The sequence below is a fragment of the Candidatus Pelagibacter bacterium nBUS_28 genome (assembly GCF_051200915.1).
Lineage (GTDB): Bacteria > Pseudomonadota > Alphaproteobacteria > Pelagibacterales > Pelagibacteraceae > Pelagibacter.
The window spans coordinates 175716-192978 of the sequence record NZ_CP172844.1; the positions used below are offsets into that span (position 1 = coordinate 175716).

At 26.9% G+C, this 17263-nt stretch carries 16 protein-coding genes, 1 tRNA gene, 1 rRNA gene and 2 pseudogenes; 13 read left to right on the forward strand and 7 right to left on the reverse strand.

Translation table 11 applies throughout. The features are described 5' to 3' along the window. Positions 1–54 precede the first annotated feature (54 nt). The 5 genes from ACIJYC_RS00875 to ACIJYC_RS00895 all read left to right on the forward strand — a co-directional run bounded on the left by ACIJYC_RS00875 (position 55) and on the right by ACIJYC_RS00895 (position 7418). Complete coding sequence (locus tag ACIJYC_RS00875; RefSeq protein ID WP_435166752.1) at positions 55–2487, forward strand: glycosyltransferase; 2433 nt, start codon at positions 55–57, stop codon at positions 2485–2487. Between the two features lie 4 nt (positions 2488–2491). Continuing rightward, positions 2492–3499 carry an NAD-dependent epimerase gene (locus ACIJYC_RS00880; RefSeq protein WP_435166755.1) on the forward strand — a complete coding sequence of 336 codons (1008 nt, stop codon included), beginning with the start codon at positions 2492–2494 and terminating at the stop codon, positions 3497–3499. After that, a complete protein-coding gene (gene tviB, locus ACIJYC_RS00885) occupies positions 3496–4776 on the forward strand; it encodes a Vi polysaccharide biosynthesis UDP-N-acetylglucosamine C-6 dehydrogenase TviB (RefSeq protein ID WP_435166758.1) in 1281 nt (426 codons plus the stop codon). The genes ACIJYC_RS00880 and tviB overlap by 4 nt, the downstream gene beginning before the upstream one ends. Positions 4777–4899: 123 nt before the next feature. After that, positions 4900–6018, forward strand: coding sequence for a glycosyltransferase family 4 protein (locus ACIJYC_RS00890; RefSeq protein WP_435168060.1), 1119 nt, complete (start codon positions 4900–4902; stop codon positions 6016–6018). An 86-nt stretch (positions 6019–6104) separates the two neighbouring features. After that, positions 6105–7418 carry a hypothetical protein gene (locus tag ACIJYC_RS00895; protein WP_435166761.1) on the forward strand — a complete coding sequence of 438 codons (1314 nt, stop codon included), beginning with the start codon at positions 6105–6107 and terminating at the stop codon, positions 7416–7418. Between the two features lie 77 nt (positions 7419–7495). Here ACIJYC_RS00895 and ACIJYC_RS00900 read toward each other — a convergent pair whose 3' ends face one another. Then, entirely contained in the window at positions 7496–8488 is a 993-nt protein-coding gene (locus tag ACIJYC_RS00900; protein WP_435166764.1) for a glycosyltransferase family 4 protein, read from the reverse strand. A 149-nt stretch (positions 8489–8637) separates the two neighbouring features. Between ACIJYC_RS00900 and ACIJYC_RS00905 the strand changes: the two genes are divergently transcribed. The 8 genes and pseudogenes from ACIJYC_RS00905 to ACIJYC_RS00940 all read left to right on the forward strand — a co-directional run bounded on the left by ACIJYC_RS00905 (position 8638) and on the right by ACIJYC_RS00940 (position 14022). Next, positions 8638–9909: an O-antigen ligase family protein gene (locus tag ACIJYC_RS00905; RefSeq protein ID WP_435166766.1), complete on the forward strand. Its 1272-nt coding sequence runs from the start codon at positions 8638–8640 to the stop codon at positions 9907–9909. A 57-nt stretch (positions 9910–9966) separates the two neighbouring features. Continuing rightward, a 5S ribosomal RNA gene (gene rrf, locus ACIJYC_RS00910) occupies positions 9967–10081 on the forward strand. 10 nt (positions 10082–10091) lie between these two features. Beyond that, positions 10092–10972: pseudogene (locus ACIJYC_RS00915) on the forward strand (NAD-dependent epimerase/dehydratase family protein). Between the two features lie 2 nt (positions 10973–10974). Next, on the forward strand, positions 10975–11100 hold the full coding sequence (ykgO, locus tag ACIJYC_RS00920) for a type B 50S ribosomal protein L36 (RefSeq protein WP_008545413.1): 126 nt from the start codon (positions 10975–10977) through the stop codon (positions 11098–11100). 5 nt (positions 11101–11105) lie between these two features. After that, complete coding sequence (locus tag ACIJYC_RS00925) at positions 11106–11216, forward strand: aa3-type cytochrome c oxidase subunit IV (RefSeq protein WP_435166769.1); 111 nt, start codon at positions 11106–11108, stop codon at positions 11214–11216. Between the two features lie 9 nt (positions 11217–11225). Beyond that, complete coding sequence (locus ACIJYC_RS00930) at positions 11226–12314, forward strand: NAD(P) transhydrogenase subunit alpha (protein ID WP_435166772.1); 1089 nt, start codon at positions 11226–11228, stop codon at positions 12312–12314. A gap of 4 nt (positions 12315–12318) precedes the next feature. Next, entirely contained in the window at positions 12319–12627 is a 309-nt protein-coding gene (locus tag ACIJYC_RS00935) for a proton-translocating transhydrogenase family protein (RefSeq protein WP_435166775.1), read from the forward strand. Next, positions 12627–14022, forward strand: a pseudogene (locus ACIJYC_RS00940) (NAD(P)(+) transhydrogenase (Re/Si-specific) subunit beta). The gene ACIJYC_RS00935 and the pseudogene ACIJYC_RS00940 overlap by 1 nt, the downstream one beginning before the upstream one ends. Positions 14023–14140: 118 nt before the next feature. Here ACIJYC_RS00940 and ACIJYC_RS00945 read toward each other — a convergent pair. The 6 genes from ACIJYC_RS00945 to ACIJYC_RS00970 form a co-directional block, all read right to left on the reverse strand. Continuing rightward, positions 14141–14217, reverse strand: a tRNA-Met gene (locus ACIJYC_RS00945). A gap of 6 nt (positions 14218–14223) precedes the next feature. Further along, positions 14224–14418 (reverse strand): 30S ribosomal protein S21, encoded by a 195-nt coding sequence (rpsU, locus tag ACIJYC_RS00950; protein WP_008544401.1) that lies wholly within the window; start codon positions 14416–14418, stop codon positions 14224–14226. Positions 14419–14484: 66 nt separating this feature from the next. Beyond that, positions 14485–15054, reverse strand: a complete 570-nt coding sequence (locus tag ACIJYC_RS00955) for a cell cycle transcriptional regulator TrcR (RefSeq protein WP_435166778.1) — start codon at positions 15052–15054, stop codon at positions 14485–14487. Next, on the reverse strand, positions 15054–15284 hold the full coding sequence (rpmE, locus tag ACIJYC_RS00960) for a 50S ribosomal protein L31 (RefSeq protein ID WP_435166781.1): 231 nt from the start codon (positions 15282–15284) through the stop codon (positions 15054–15056). Before rpmE ends, ACIJYC_RS00955 begins: the two co-directional genes overlap by 1 nt. A gap of 145 nt (positions 15285–15429) precedes the next feature. Then, entirely contained in the window at positions 15430–16482 is a 1053-nt protein-coding gene (locus tag ACIJYC_RS00965) for a Wzz/FepE/Etk N-terminal domain-containing protein (protein WP_435166784.1), read from the reverse strand. Positions 16483–16520: 38 nt separating this feature from the next. Then, positions 16521–17261 carry an inositol monophosphatase family protein gene (locus tag ACIJYC_RS00970; protein ID WP_435166787.1) on the reverse strand — a complete coding sequence of 247 codons (741 nt, stop codon included), beginning with the start codon at positions 17259–17261 and terminating at the stop codon, positions 16521–16523. Positions 17262–17263 lie beyond the last annotated feature (2 nt).

A 17263-nucleotide genomic window follows, 5' to 3' on the forward strand; every position in this document is an offset into this window, starting at 1 on the left:
AAAACAAACCTTTTATAAGTTACTAAAAATTGCTAATACTTGGTTTATTTAATAATGAAAAAACTTAAAATTGTTATCATTAGTTACAGTTGGCCACCACGTAATGCAATTAGTGTGCATAGACCCTATTCATGGGCACGTTATTGGAGCGAACAAGGACATGATGTAACAGTTTTAACGGCAAAAAAACAAATTTTTGATAGCCCTTTAGATTTAGATTTGCCTCATTTGAAAAATGTTAATGTAATTGAATTACCATATTATTTATTTTGGAGCCCTTTATTAAAATTTCCGTTTATTGAAAAAATTGGTAAGTGGTTTAAAAAAAAATTTAGTAATTATTTAGAACCTAGTTATGACCCTAGAAATTATTGGTATTATTCTACATCTCCAATTTTTTCAAAAATTGCAAGAAATGTAGACGTTGTGATTAGTACATATGGTCCTGAGGTATCACATAGCATTGGTTGTAAAATGAAAATATTAAATCCTTTAATATACTGGATAGCAGATTATAGAGATTTGTGGAGTGAAAATCCCGGATTAGATGATGCACCTAAAAAACTTAAAAATAAAATTAAAATGAGAGAAAAAGAAACTGTTAGTAAATACGCTGATTTAATAACAGCGGTATCGGATGATCATTGTGAAAGACTTAGCAAACTTCTCAAGAAACCTACACTGAAAATTACTAATGGGTTTGACATTGATGAACATGTTGTAAAAAATGATATTTCAAAAAAAAATTCAAAGTTAAATAAAAAATTAAAAATTTTATTCACTGGAAACATTTATTCAAAAGAATTTAGTCCTGTTATACTTTTGAACTCAATAGTAAATTTAATTAATAAAAAAAAAATACCAAAAAATTCTATTGTTCTAGAGTTTTATGGAGCGAGACATGATCACATAAAAAACTTATCTCTTAAACCAAAGTATCAAAATTTAATCCAATTGAAGGGACACATTAATAGATCAAAAATTTTAGAGAAACAAAAAAAAGCTGATATATTAGTTTTATACTTAAGTTCGAAAGATATTTCACGAGGTGTAGTTACTGGAAAGTTTTACGAATATATGGCTGCAGCACGTCCAATTTTATGTATTGGAGGTAGGCCTGATTTTGATATTGTTAGAATTTTAAAATTAACCAAAATCGGACTAATTTTTCATAAAAATAACAATGAAAAGCTAGAAGATTTAATTTGTAGTTCTTATTATGGAGAAGGGATATTTAAGAAATATAAACCCAATAAAAATAAAGTATTAAGTTTTTCTCGTAAACGTATTTCAAAATTTTTTTTATCAGAAATTAAAAAAAGACTTCTTAAAAACAAAAAAGTATCTTCAACAAAATTTAGTACAATATTAACATCTAATAAAAAAATTCCTAAAGTAGTACATATAATCACTGGTCTTGAGAAAGGAGGTGCTGAAAGGTTTCTATACAACTTAATTAACAAAAACTTAAATAATCAGCTAAATAACACTGTAATCTCACTCATGTCAGAGGGTTACTATGGATCTTTATTAAAGAAAAAGAAAATCAAAGTATTCAATTTGAACATGAGCAGAGGTAGTATTGATTTCTCTGCTTTGAGAAAATTACGAGAAATCTTAATAAAACAAAAACCAGACATAATTCAAGGATGGATGTATCATGGAAATTTAGCAGCTTTGCTAGGAAAAATTATGGTTAACAGAAAGTTAAAACTATCATGGAGCGTACGGTTGAGTCTTGAAATTTTTGATAGAATGAAATTAAGTACACGATTTGCAATTAAACTTGGATCTCTGTTTTCAAGAATACCAGATCTAATAATATATAATTCTATACGTTCTTTAAATCAACATCGTGATCTTGGCTATTCTGCTTATCATGATTTTTATATTCCAAATGGATTTGATACTGATAAATGGAAACCAGATAAAAATGTAAAACTAAAATTAAGAAATACACTTGGATTATCTAAATCAACAAAAATAATTGGCTACGTAGGAAGAGGTGATGACCAAAAAGATTTGCCAACTTTATTTAAGGCATTTGATAAAATTTGCAAAATATACAAAAATATTTTTCTAGTAGCGATTGGAAGAAACTTAAAAAAATATTCCACAAATAATAAAAATGTAATTTTTTTAGGACAGCGTTCAGATATAGATGATTTAATGAAATGTTTTGATTTATTGTGTCTTTCATCTAAAGCTGAAGGATTTCCAAATGTAATTGGAGAAGCCATGTCTACAGGGGTGCCATGTATTACAACTGATGTGGGTGATGCAAAAGATATTGTTGGTAAAACTGGTTGGGTTTCAATGCCAAATAATCCAAAATCATTAGCTTATTGTTTAGATGCTGCATTAAAAACCTCAAAGAGCGAATTAGAGTATCACGCAAAAATTGCTAGGAATAAAATTATAGATCAATTTCATATTAAAGATATCAGAAAACAGTTTACATCTTTATATAAATCAATGTTAGATTAGCCTCATGAAAATTTTAGTAACAGGATCAGCAGGTTTTATTGGATCAATGCTTGCTATGAAGCTATTAGACAGAGGTGATAAAGTAATTGGAATTGATAATCATAATGATTATTATGATCCAAAAATTAAGGATGATCGTCTTGAGCGCCTTTTAAAATATACAAATTATAAGCATTATAAAAATGATCTTAGTGATAATAAAAAGCTTTCTGAAATATTTACAATCCATAAATTTCAAAAAGTAGTAAATTTAGCAGCTCAAGCAGGAGTTCGCTATTCTATTGAAAATCCGCTTGCTTATATTAACAGTAATATTGTTGGATTTGCTCATATCTTAGAGAATTGTCGTATTAATAAAATTAAACACTTGGTGTATGCCAGCACTTCAAGTGTATATGGAGCTAATACTAAAATGCCTTTTTCAGAACATGATTCTGCAAATCATCCTTTGTCTGTTTATGCTGCTTCTAAAAAATCAAATGAACTTATGGCACACACATATAGCTATCTTCACAAAATTCCAACAACTGGTCTTAGATTTTTTACAGTATATGGACCATGGGGAAGACCGGATATGGCTTTATTTAAATTTACCAAAAATATTTTAGAGGGAAAAAATATAGATGTATTTAATAATGGAAAACACACTAGAGATTTCACCTATATCGATGATATTGTAAATGGGATAGTAAAAACTTTAGATAATGTAGCTAATAGCAATGTTGATTGGGATAACTATAATCCAGATCCAGCAAGTAGTGGAGCTCCTTGGCGAATATACAATATAGGAAATAATAAACCAGTAGAACTTATGGATTATATTTTTGCTTTAGAAAAAACTTTAGGTAAAAAAGCAAAAATAAACTATCTACCACTCCAGCCAGGAGATGTGCCTGACACTTATGCAAATGTGGATAATTTAATTAAGGATTTTGACTACAAACCAACCACAGCAGTTATTGATGGAGTTAATAAATTTGTTGAGTGGTATAAAGATTATTATCAAATATGATCAATTCAAATAAAAAACTTTCATTAGCAATAATAGGTTTGGGTTATGTTGGTTTACCGCTTGCTTTAGAATTTGCTAAAAAAAGATCAGTAATTGGTTTTGATATAAATAAAAAAAGGATTAAAGAACTTTATTTTGGTCTCGATAGAAATAAAGAGTTTAAAAAAAAAGATCTTAAGAATTCTAAATTATTAAAACTTTCTAGTAATGAAAAAGATCTTAAATCAGCAAATTGTTACATTATTACTGTTCCAACACCTGTTGATAAATCTAAAAAACCAAATTTAAAACCACTTTTAAAGGCATCTAGGATGGTTGGCAGGTTAATAGATAAAGGTGATTTAGTAATTTATGAGTCTACTGTTTATCCTGGTTGTATTGATGAAGAATGCGTACCTATCTTGAAGAGGTTTTCAAACTTAAATTATAATAAAGATTTTTATTGTGGCTATAGTCCTGAAAGAATAAATCCTGGAGACAAAGATCACACCATCTCAAATATCAAAAAAATTACCTCAGGATCAACACTTAAAATAGCGAATATAGTAGATGATTTGTACAATGAGATTATAACAGTTGGCACTCATAAAGCCTCGAGCATAAAAGTTGCAGAGGCTGCTAAAGTTATTGAAAATACTCAACGTGACTTAAATATTGGTCTCATTAATGAGCTATCAATTTTATTTAGCAAAATGAATATTGATACCAAAGAAGTTTTAGATGCTGCAGGTAGTAAATGGAATTTTCTGCCATTTAAGCCTGGCTTAGTGGGTGGACATTGTATTGGAGTTGACCCTTATTATCTCACTCATAAAGCTAAACAAATTGGTTATAATCCTAAAATTATACTAGCCAGTAGAAAATTAAACGACAACATGGGCAAATATGTAACATCAAGATTGATTAACGCATTAAAAAAAAAGAATATCAAGATTAAAGGATCTAAAATTTTAATTATGGGACTTAGCTTTAAAGAGAATTGTGCAGATACCCGAAATTCTGGTATCCTAAGTGTCATCACTACATTAAAAAAATTAAATTGTAAGTTAGATCTTTATGATCCTTGGGTAAATAAAAAGGATATTAAAGAAATTTATAATATTTTTCCACAGACCAAATTAAATCAAAATACTTATGATGCAGTTATAATAGCTGTTGCACATGATAAGTTTAAAAAAATGGGAGCTAAAGCTATCTCAAATTTATGTAAAAAAAGTCATATTATTTATGATTTAAAATATTTATTTCTAAAAAATCAAACTGATTTAAGAATGTAAATTATATTAAATCAAAAAATTTAATCAATATTGTAAAATATTTTATAATTTATTAATAGCTGGAAAATTAATAAAAATGTAATATTTATTTAAATTAGTATTTATGAAAAAAAAAAACTTTTAATTTTAGTTAATTATTTAAGTTTTTTTTTATCACACCGTTTATCGATAGCAGAAGCATCCTTGGCTCAAGGATTTGATGTTTTTATTGGTTATGGTGAACTTCGAGGTGCTGATCCTAAAGCATTAGAGCAAAAAGGTTTCAAAGTAAGTCTTATTCCGATGCAACCAGGTGGTATTAATTTGTTTAAAGATTTAAAGACTCTTTATTATATTTGGGCTTACTTTAAGAGTGTGAAACCAGACATTGTTCACTTAGTAACTATTAAGCCTTATCTTTATGGTGGAATTATTTCTCGTTTAATTGGGGTTAAGGGTTTAGTCTCAGCAGTATCAGGACTTGGGACTTTATTTGTTAATAAAGATTTTAAAGCTAGGTTTTTGCGTTTATTACTTTACCCCATTTATAAATTTGCTTTTAATCATTTCAATCAAAAAATTATTGTTCAAAATGAAGAAGATTTAAGAGAATTATTAGATTGGGGCGTTCTGAAACTTTCTAAAGTTAAATTATTAAAAGGCTCAGGTGTCAAGTTAGGAAATTTTAAATATTTTAATGAAGCTATCGGAATAACCACTGTATGTTTTGCTGCACGTTTATTACGTGACAAAGGTGTTTATGAGTATTTTTCTGCGGCTCGAATCCTTAAAGAACGTGGTGTAAAAGCTCATTTTTTATTAGCTGGAGATTTTGATATAAATAATCCTTCAGGCCTAAATGTTGATGATTTAAATAAGTTAAAAGAAGAAGGCCATGTTGAAGTAATAGGATTCCAAAAAGACATCTCAGAATTATATGCTAAATCACATATTGTTTGCTTACCCTCTTACCGTGAAGGTTTTCCCAAATCACTTATTGAAGCTGCAGCAGCAAGTAGAGCAATCGTAACTACAAATGTTCCTGGTTGTCGTGACGTAATTATTCCAAATAAAACTGGTTTACTTGTTCCAGTAAAAAACTCTGAAAAATTAGCTGATGCATTGCAATGGTTAATAGAAAACTCTAAAGAACGTATTATCATGGGTAAAGCTGGCAGAAAACTTGCAGAAAAAGAGTTTTCAATTGAAAAAATTGTTTTAAATCATATTAATATTTATCAAAAACTTTTAAGTATCAACTAAAGATTAAGTTAAAAAATAATTAATTGTAATAAAATAATTATAGTATTATTTTTGATTAAAATAGAATACACAAATTAACAATATAAATGAGTTTAAAACTTTTATTTATCCAACTTAATGAAATCAACTTTGATCTTGTTGATAAATATTTATCAGTATCAAAAAAAAATAAATTTAAAAATCTTAAGATAATTAGAAATACTTATAAAAGTTTTCATACTTATGCTGAAAATAAATATGAAAACTTGGAACCTTGGATTCAATGGGTTTCAGTAAATTTGGGTAAAGATTTCAATGACCATAATATATTTAGACTGGGTGATATAGTAAATTTTACCAAAGAAAAGCAAATTTTTGAAAAAATTGAAGAGAGAGGATTTAAAGTTGGTGCAATTTCACCAATGAACACAGACAATAGATTAAAAAATCCCTCATATTTTTTGCCAGATCCTTGGACTAATACCCATTCAGATAATTCAAGTTTTTCAAAAAGATTATCCTTAATGTTAAAACAAACAATAAACGATAATGCTTCTGGAAGTTTATCTTTTAGATCAATTTTAACAATTATGGAAATTATTCTTAAGACCTTTCATTTTAAAAAAACTTTATTTTTAATAAAATTAATATTTTCATCTTTAGCTAAACCATGGAAAAAATCGCTTGTTTTAGATTATCTAATTCATTTATTACATATTAATTTTTTAAAAAAAAAATCACCAAATTTCTCATCAGTTTTTTTAAATGCTGGTGCACATATTCAGCATCATTATTTTTATAATACAAAACACTTGAAAAACCTGCCAACAAACCCGGGATGGTATATAAATCCATCATTTGATCCAATAGAAGATATGCTTGATGTGTATGATAAAATAATTGGTGATTATTTAAAATTATTAAAAAATGAAAACCAATTACTTGTTTCCACAGGTTTAAGACAGGTGCCATATGACATGGTTAAGTTTTATTATCGTTTAAAAAATCATTCAATTTTTTTGAACAAAATTGGGATAAATTTTTCAAAAGTTTTGCCAAGAATGACAAGAGATTTTGAGATTATTTTTGATAATAATAAAAATTTAAAAATTGCAAAAAGTATATTAGAGAATATTAAATCAAAAAAAAATGATTTGAAAATATTTTTTGAGATTGAGGAAAGAGATAGGAGTCTATTTGTTGTTCTTACATATCCTCATGAAGTTGAAAGAGATGATATTATCATTATTAACAAAAATTTAGAATTAAATTTTTTTAATGAATTAGTTTTTGTAGCAATTAAAAATGGCATGCACGATACAAAAGGATATGTTTTTTGCTCACCAAATTCACATCTTATTTCACCCAAAGACCCAGTTCATGTTTCAAAACTTCATAATATGATTTTAAGCTATTTTTAAATTGATTAATTTTATTACTTAAAATAAATAGGCGCTAATTAAATTTACATATAAGCAAAGATAGTTTAACCTTAAACTTATTTTTTTGAATACTTGCTTCTAAAAAATAAAAAAACAAAAAATAAAGATACAAACAAAGCTAAAGAAGCCAGAGGGCTTATTAATAAAAAACTCCAGTATCCTAATAAAAATAGAAAAATATTTATAATTATAATTATAAAATTTGTTAAAAATAAAGACTTAAATTTTTTAAATAATATGTGATGTAAGTGATCTCGTCCTGCTTTAAATAGATTTTTTTCATTTTTCAAACGAATAAAATTAATTGATAAGAATTCATAAACCAAAATTGATATAGACCACGCGAGTAAGATTGGATGAATATTATTTCGATCACTTAGATAGATTAGAATAAATGACAATATAAAACCTAATAACAAACTACCACTATCTCCTAGAAATAGTTTTGGAAATTTAAAAAAAGAAAAATTAAAAAATAGAAAAATGCTTAGAGGTATTAAAATTATTGATAAATATTTTTTAAAATTAAGATCTGGGACTAAAAAATATAAAATAATTATTATAGAAATTGTCAAAAAACCCAATGTTCCATCCATTCCATCAAAATAATTAATTGCGTTAATTAAAAACAGCACACAAAATAAAGTAAATGGTAATGCAAAAGCTCCTAGTTCTATTTTAAAGTAATCATAGTTACCCAAGTGATGTAGGCTTAAATTTTGAAAAACAATTAAATAAAAAACAGGTATTATTTGCAAACTTAATTTACCACCTACATTTAAATTAAACCTGTCATCAATTAAGCCCACTATAGAAATTAAAAATGCAATTGATAGTATTGTGTTTAAATCATTATTTGAAATATCTAATATTAAAATTGAAAAAACTAGAGCAATACTGATTGCAATTCCCCCTGTGTAAGCTGTAGCTATGGAATGAGCTTTTCTTTTATTGGGTAAATCGACTAAATTTATTCTATAGCCAATTTTTGCAAAAAAAAATAACAATAAAAAACTTATTAAAGAATAAAATATTATTAAATATGTCATAAATTAAATTTTATTATTAATAGGGATTAATTTAAGATTGATATCTTACAATAGAATTTCAATTATTAAAATTGAAAAAAATATATTTTTTTTTGTTATAAGGTTTATACTGTTTTTTTACGAAATTTGAAATATCAATTCTTTATCTAATGATTTTTAATTCAGTTACTGAAAAATTTATATTCTATAGCTTTCCAGCTATATTATTTTCTTTAATTCCTTTTTTTTTAATTACTGGTCCTTTTTTAAGCGATTTATCAGTTTCTTTAATTGGCTTAATATTTTTAATTTATTGTTTTAAAGAAAAAAATTTTTCATATTTTAAACATAAATATTTTTATTTTTTTTTAATATTTTGGGTCTATCTAGTAATAAATACATTAATCAATAACTTTAATTTTCAAAGTTTAAAAATTTCTTTTTTTTTCTTTAGGTATGGAATATTTGTGATTGCGATTTTTGCTTTATTAAATTTTGATTGTAAATTTATAAAATATTTTTTTTATTGTATTTTTATTTGTTTCATAGCTTTAATAATAGATGGTTTTTACCAATATTTTGTTGGTGAAAATATTTTAGGATGGAGTAAAACTAATAGAACTTCAAGTTTTTTTGGAGAGGAAAAAATTCTTGGAAGCTATTTAAGTAGACTGTGGCCAATTTTTTTTGGATTATCTATATTTTTATTTAAACAAAAAAACAAAACATTTATATTATTTATTTCAATTTTTATTTTATCAGAGACTTTAATTTTTTTAAGTGGCGACCGAACTGCTTTTTTTTATATTAATCTATCTGCAATTTTTGTTATTTTATTTTCACAAAAATTAAAAAAATTAAGATTATTAACATTATTCATAAGTATATTTTTGATTGTCATGATAAGTCTGATTTATCCCTCTGCAAAAAATAGGCTAATTGATAAAACTCTTAATGAAATGAATTTAGGTGATATAAAAGATGAAGATTCACAAGAAATTTATATTTTCTCAAAAATACATACAAATTATTACATAACTTCCTACAGGATGTTTTTAGATAACAAAATTTTAGGAGTCGGAGTCAAAAATTATAGAAATTTTTGTGGAGATGAAAAATATAAGGTAAATAAAAAATCTTGTTCTACCCATCCACACAACTCTTATGTTCAAATATTAAGCGAAACTGGGTTAATAGGTTTTTTATTTTTGATAGTTGCCTTGTTTTATTTTTGTAAAAATGTCTTGAGGCATGCTTTGCTAAAATTTAAGGCTAAATCTATTTTTAATGATTTTGAGATTTGTATACTTTCTGGAATTGCAATATATCTTTGGCCATTTGTTCCAACAGGTAGCATATTCAATAATTGGTTGAATATTGCACTAATATTGAATTTCCCATTTCTTATTTGGAGTATTAAATCAAATAAGACCAATAATTAAATAATAAATATTTTTTTATTCTTTGACTAATTAATTTTTTTTAAGTAAAAGATCTCGCCTGGTAATTATTGCGAAAGTGTAATACCCGATCCCATTCCGAACTCGGCAGTCAAGCCTTTCAGCGCCAATGGTACTTTGTCTTAAGACACGGAAGAGTAGGACATTGCCAGGCATTTCTTAAAATGAAAAATCTTATTATTGTTACTGGTGGAGCTGGTTTTGTTGGTTCTAATCTTATTGAACTTTTATTAAATAAAACAAAATATAATATAATCAGTCTTGATAATTATTCGTCAGGAAGTAAAAAAAATCATATTCAAAATAAGAGAGTTAAATATATCAAAGGTGAAACTTCAGATGTCAATAAAATCTTTGAAAAAAAAAAAATATCATTAGAGCTATTTTTCATTTTGGTGAATTTGCAAGAATTTATCAAAGTTTTAAAAAATTTGATGAATGTTTTAAATCAAACTCAATTGGCTCAAAAGCAATATTTAAATTTTGTTTAGATAATGAAATCAAACTTATCTATTCAGCAACTTCTGCAAGCTTAGGTAATAAAGGGAATGATAAAAATCTTTCACCATATGCTTTTACAAAGTCAAAAAATTTAGAATTGTTGGAAAATTTAAAAAAGTGGTTTAATTTTAAATTTGAGGTTATTTTTTTTTATAATGTTTATGGACCAAAACAAATTGAAGTTGGAGATATGGCAACAGTGATCGGGATATTTGAAAACCAGTATCGAATTGGCAAATCATTAACCGTGGTTAGACCAGGTTCTCAAACTAGAAGATTTACTCATATTAATGACACAGTTAAAGTATGCCTTGAGGCCTATAGGGCAGATAAATGTAAATATTATAGTATAAGTAACAAAAATTCATATTCTATTTTAGAAGTAGCAAATATGTTTGGAAGTCAAATTTCATTTTTAAAACCAAGATTAGGTGAAAGATATGCATCTGCTTTAACTAAAATCACATATAACAACAAAATAATCCAAAAATATGGAAAATTACAATTGAAAGATTATATAAGTTCCTTTATTAAGTCTCATTAATTATGAAAATTAAAAGTTCACTAAAATCTATAAAAAAAAGAGATTTAAACTCTAAACTTGTACGTAGAAGAGGTAGAGTTTATGTAATAAATAAAACAAACCCAAAATTTAAAGCCAGACAAAAATAATTTTTATGGATAATGAAAACCATAAAAACACTTGGAATAATTTTACAAAGTTTGTGTTGTGGGGAACAGTCGCAGTTATTGGTGTTTTGGTTTTAATGGCGTTATTCTTACTATAAAATAAATGTATGAAAATTGCTTCTGTTTTAGAAAATCAAAAAATTGAAAAAAGAATAGCGATTACCCCTGAGATTGTAAAAAAATATATATCCCTTGGTCTTGAAGTTATTTTACCTGAAAATTATGGAAGTCATCTTGGAATTAAGGATGAAGAATATAAAGAATTAGGCGTATCAATTTTAAAAGATGAAAAAGAAATAATAAGTAATGTAGATATTATTGTTCAACTAGGTTTATTTAATGATGATAAATATTCTTTATTAAAAGAAAATCAGACATTTATTGGTGTACTGAGCCCATACGACAATAAAGATAAAATAGATAATTTAGTTAAAAAAAAAATAAATACCTTTTCCCTTGATTTGCTTCCAAGAATAACTAGAGCCCAATCTATGGATATATTATCCTCACAAGCCAACCTTGCAGGTTATAAGGCAGTCATAGAATCATTTGCAAATTTTGAAAAAGCAATTCCAATGATGATGACTGCAGCGGGAACTATTCCTGCAGCAAAAGTATTAGTTGTTGGAGCAGGGGTTGCGGGATTGCAAGCAATTGCAACTGCAAAACGAATGGGGGCAATAGTATTTGCAACAGACGTTCGAGTGGCTTCAAAAGAACAGGTCGAAAGTTTAGGAGGTAAATTTTTAACAGTTGAAGGTGCAGAGAATCTTGAGACCGAAGGAGGTTATGCTAAAGAAGCATCAGATGATTTTAAAAAGAAACAAGAAGAATTATTGTCAGAGACATTAAAAAAAATAGATATAGTAATTTGTACTGCTTTAATACCTGGAAAAAAAGCACCAGTGATTATTAAAGAAGATATGATTAATAATATGAATTCTGGTTCGATAATTTATGATTTAGCAGCTATTCAAGGTGGAAACACAGCTTTTACCAAAGTGGATGAAATTTTAGATAAAAAGGGTGTTAAAATAATGGGAGAAAGCAATATTTTAAATAAACTTCCAATTTCAGCATCAAATTTATACGCAAAAAATGTATTTAATTTTGTGTCAAATTTATACGATAAGGAAAATAATAAAATTAATATAAATTTAGAGGATGAGATAATTGAAAAAACTTTAATAAAATAAAATTATGGAAATAGATCCTTTTATATTCAGATTAAGTATTTTTATCCTTTCAATTTTTATTGGATATTACGTAGTTTGGAGTGTTACTCCATCGTTACACACACCTTTAATGTCTGTTACTAATGCAATTTCATCAGTAATAATTGTTGGTGCAATTATTGCAGGTTTGGCAGGAAATTCTGACACTATATTCAGCACTTCAAATATCTTTGGTTTTTTAGCAATATCATTGGCTGCAATTAATATTTTTGGAGGTTTTCTAGTAACCCAAAGAATGCTTGCTATGTATAAAAAAAAGAAAAAGGATAAATAATGTTATCAGCAAATTTATCAGCAATATTTTATCTCATTTCTGGAGTCTTGTTTATTCTTGCCTTAAGAGGACTTTCTTCACCAGAAACATCTAGACAAGGTAATTTCTTTGGAGTTTTTGGGATGATTATTGCAATCACAGTTACATTTTTATCTATTGGAAATTTTTCAACTGGATTTGTAGTTGTTTTAATCTTTCTTTTGATAGGTGGATTAATAGGTGCGTTAATTGCATACAAAATTCCTATGACAGCAATGCCAGAGTTAGTAGCTGGTTTTCACAGTTTAGTTGGTCTCGCAGCGGTATTTGTTGCTATAGCTGCTTTTTTAAATCCTGTAGCCTTTAATTTAGGATCACCAGGCAACATTAAGCTTGGTAGCTTAATTGAAATGTCAATTGGTGCAGCAATTGGTGCAATAACTTTTTCTGGATCAATTATTGCTTTTTTAAAACTTCAAGGAATTATGTCAGGTTCACCAATAACTTTTAAAGGACAACATCCTCTTAATGCCTTAATTTTAATTTCAATAATTGTATTAACTTATCTACTTTGCTCCACACAATCTTCTAATTTATTTTGGATATTGTTAGCTGTATCTTTTTTAATTGGTTTTTTATTGATAATTCCAATTGGTGGTGCAGATATGCCAGTCGTGATTTCAATGTTAAACTCGTATTCAGGTTGGGCGCTGCTGGAATTGGATTTACTCTAGAAAATACCGCATTAATAATTACAGGAGCATTGGTTGGATCATCTGGAGCCATTTTATCTTACATAATGTGTAAAGGAATGAATAGATCTTTCTTCAATGTTATTTTAGGTGGATTTGGTGCGATAGAACAATCAACGTCATCACAAAATAAAGAACAAAGGCCAGTTAAAAGTGGAAATGCTGATGATGCAGCTTTTTAATGAAAAATGCTTCATCAGTAATAATTGTACCAGGTTACGGTATGGCTGTTGCTCAGGCACAACATGCTTTAAGAGAGATGGTCGATACACTGAAAAAAAACGACATTAAAGTTTCTTACGCAATTCATCCAGTTGCTGGACGAATGCCTGGTCATATGAATGTACTACTTGCAGAAGCAAATGTTCCTTATGATGAGGTGTTCGAGTTAGAGGAAATCAATAATGATTTTGCTAATGCAGATGTAGCTTTTGTAATTGGTGCGAATGATGTAACAAACCCTGTCGCTAAAACTGATCCACAAAGCCCAATTTATGGTATGCCAGTTCTGGATGTTGAAAAATGTAAATCAGTTTTATTTGTAAAAAGAAGTTTATCCCCAGGTTATGCTGGAATTGATAATGATTTATTTTACAGGGAAAATACTCTTATGTTGTTTGCAGATGCAAAAAAAATGACAGAAGACATAACTAAAAACTTATAAATACAAATTTTGACGCTAAAATATTTTGTGACAATTCAAAATTAAATCAAATTAAAAAATAGTGTTTTTATTGAAATCTTAGTTGATAATTATTTTTATTTTAGAAAATAGCTTGTTTTGGTTGCGGGGGACGGATTTGAACCGCCGACCTTCAGGTTATGAGCCTGACGAGCTACCAGACTGCTCCACCCCGCGATGTACTTAAATTCTATTTTTAAGTTTGTTTAATTTTTTAACTCTTTTAATATTTTCTTGAAGAATTCTTTTCTTCTTTTCAGAAGGTTTTTCATAAGTGTTTTTCAGTTTTATTACTTTAAAAAAACCATCCCTTTGTAATTTTCTTTTTAAAACTCTTAAAGCTTGTTCAATATTATTATCTTTAACTTCTATTTTCATAAATTTTATTAAAGTAGAGTGATTATCACTATAAGAATTTGATGTCTAGAAAATTGATACATTGATTTACATTTCTTTTGATTTTTTTTCTTTTTCTTTTTTTTCTCTTTTAATTCTTCTTTCAGCTTTTTCTAGAGCTTCAATTAAATCTTTTTGAGTAAATAAGTTTAGAGCCACAGGGTCCTTAGGATCTAAATTATTGTAGTTCCAGTAGCTTTTATTTCTGATTGATGTAACAGAATTTTTCGTAACTCCAACAAGTTTTGCAATTTGTGAATCTTTAAGCATATTATGCTGTCTGATCAACCATAATGCTGAATCCGGTTTATCTTGTCTTTTAGATAGAGGTATATATTTTTTAATTTTCTTTTGACTATTAGATATCTCAATATCAGTGTTTTTTATTAACAAAGGTCTATTTTCATCTTTAGACGATAGTTCAATTTCTTCTCTGGAAAGTTGGCCTGAGATTATAGGATTGTAAGCTTTAATTCCTTTTGCAACTTCACCATCAGCAATTCCCTGAATTTCAATTTCATGCAAATTACAAAAGTTTGCAATTTGATTGAAAGTAAGTGTAGTATTTTCAACTAGCCAAACTGCTGTAGCCATTGGCATTAAAGGTCCACTAGACATTATTTTTTGTTATCTGATTTGAAATTTTGGAACTTTTTATTAAATTTACTTATTCTACCTTTATCCATAAGTTTTTGTTTTCCACCAGTCCAAGCAGAGTGTGATTTAGGATCAATTTCTAGTTTTAGAATCTCTCCCTCTTTACCCCAAGTTGACTTTGTTTCAAATTGAGTGCCATCAGTCATTTCAACTTTTATACTGTGATAGTTAGGATGAATATTTTTTTTCATGGTGTCTTATAACAAAAGAATTTACTAAAACAATTAAAACTTAATAAATTTATTTAAAAAACTCTAATTTTTGTTAGTTTTTTACAATTATTGCATATTATATAAAATTGATATGTCGATATTAATCTATAAAATCGGCTATTTACTAGTCATCTTTTTTTTTTAAAATTAACACATAAAATATTCCAATTATTGCACCCATTATAGATGTCAGCATTATTTTATATGCACTTTGTAATTTTTTTTTATTCAAATTATTAAATTCAGAGGATTTAACAACTATTTTTGAAGCAAAAAAGTTTTTTTCATTTACCACTATAGGAGTAGTAGCAAATGTAGCCTCTAATCTTTGGATAGATTTATTTTGCACAATCATTTGCTTATTTTTTTTCAAATATTCAATATATTCAGCCATGTTTTCGTCGGATTTTGATAAGCTTATTTGAATATTAAGATCTAAGTCCTCAATTTTATATTGAAATAATTCTCTATGATTTACAATTGTATTTTCAAAACTTTTTTTCAAAAAATTTTGAATTTCTAAATTTACAGATTTTTCTAGAATTTTTAAGTATTCTAAATGCATTTCTTGATCATTTGTTTTGGCATGAATATACCAGTCTGGAATAATCCTATTTTTAATAGTTTTAGTAGAAAATTCAATCGAGTTCAGATAATTTAAAATTTTTCCTTTATATTCTTTATTATCTAGATAATTTTTTCCTTTTATAATTTCATACTCTTTGAATGTATCAATTATAAATTCATAATCATTTATTTTTTCTAAAAAAAGATTATAAAGATTAATTCTGGAAATTTTTGAAAAAAACGAAATATCAATAGGAGCACGCGTTAAAGGATTGTTCGTATCATACGCGCTATTATCTAATTGTTGTTTTGTATTCACACCATAATTATCTTTAGAAACAATTAAAAAATTATTAATATAATTTTGATAAATTTCTAGATTGCTATTAAAATTTTTATATTGAAGTTGTTCAAATGTTGAAATAGGCGCAATTTTTGTTTTAATTTCAAACATCGGCTTAACTGGTTCTTTAGATGTAATATATATAGCCATAAGAGCAGCAGGTAAAAAAGTAGCAAATAAAATTGTAAACTTCTTCCGCCAAATAGCTGAAAATACTTCTAATAAATCTATTTCATCATTACTATTGATTTTCTTTTTTGGGACCATTTTCAACACTTAATACATTTTAAATTTTATTCAAGATATTAAAAATTTTCTAAATTTTTTAACATTTCATTTTTTATAGAAAAACTTGATGCTTTAATATTAATATTATTTTTTTCATATTTACTAATATCATTTATTATTCCGCCAGCTTCTTCAACTATTATTTTTCCTGCAGCAACATCCCATAAATTAATATTGTTATGGAAGAAACCATCTAGTCTTCCTGAGGCAACATAAGCTAAATCTAGCGCGGCACACCCTGTATATCTCATGTTTAAATTGCTGAATTTTACACCCTCGTGATTACTTGAAAACAAACAATCCTCAATGGAATTTTTATTTGAAACTCTTAATCGATGATTATTTAAAAAAGCACCTTTATTTTTTTCTGCAAAAAACATTTCATTTTTAATTGGATCAAAAATTAATCCACTTATTATTTCTTTATTAGACTCTAAAGCTATACAAATCGCAAAATGTGGAATACCATGAAGAAAATTCGTTGTTCCGTCTATTGGGTCAATTATCCAAATATTTTCTTTATCTTTATTTATAATTGAGCCAATTTCTTCTGAAAGAAATGAATAGTTTTTTTTGGCTTTACTAAGTTCTTCAATTAATATTTTTTCAACATTTTTATCCGTTTTTGTTACAAAGTCGTAAGGGCCCTTTTTTGATACCTGTAATTTTTCAACTTCCCCAAAGTCTCTTATTACTGACTTTGATGCTTTTTCAGCAGCCTTAATCATTATGTTAAGATTTGATGATATAGAAATCATTA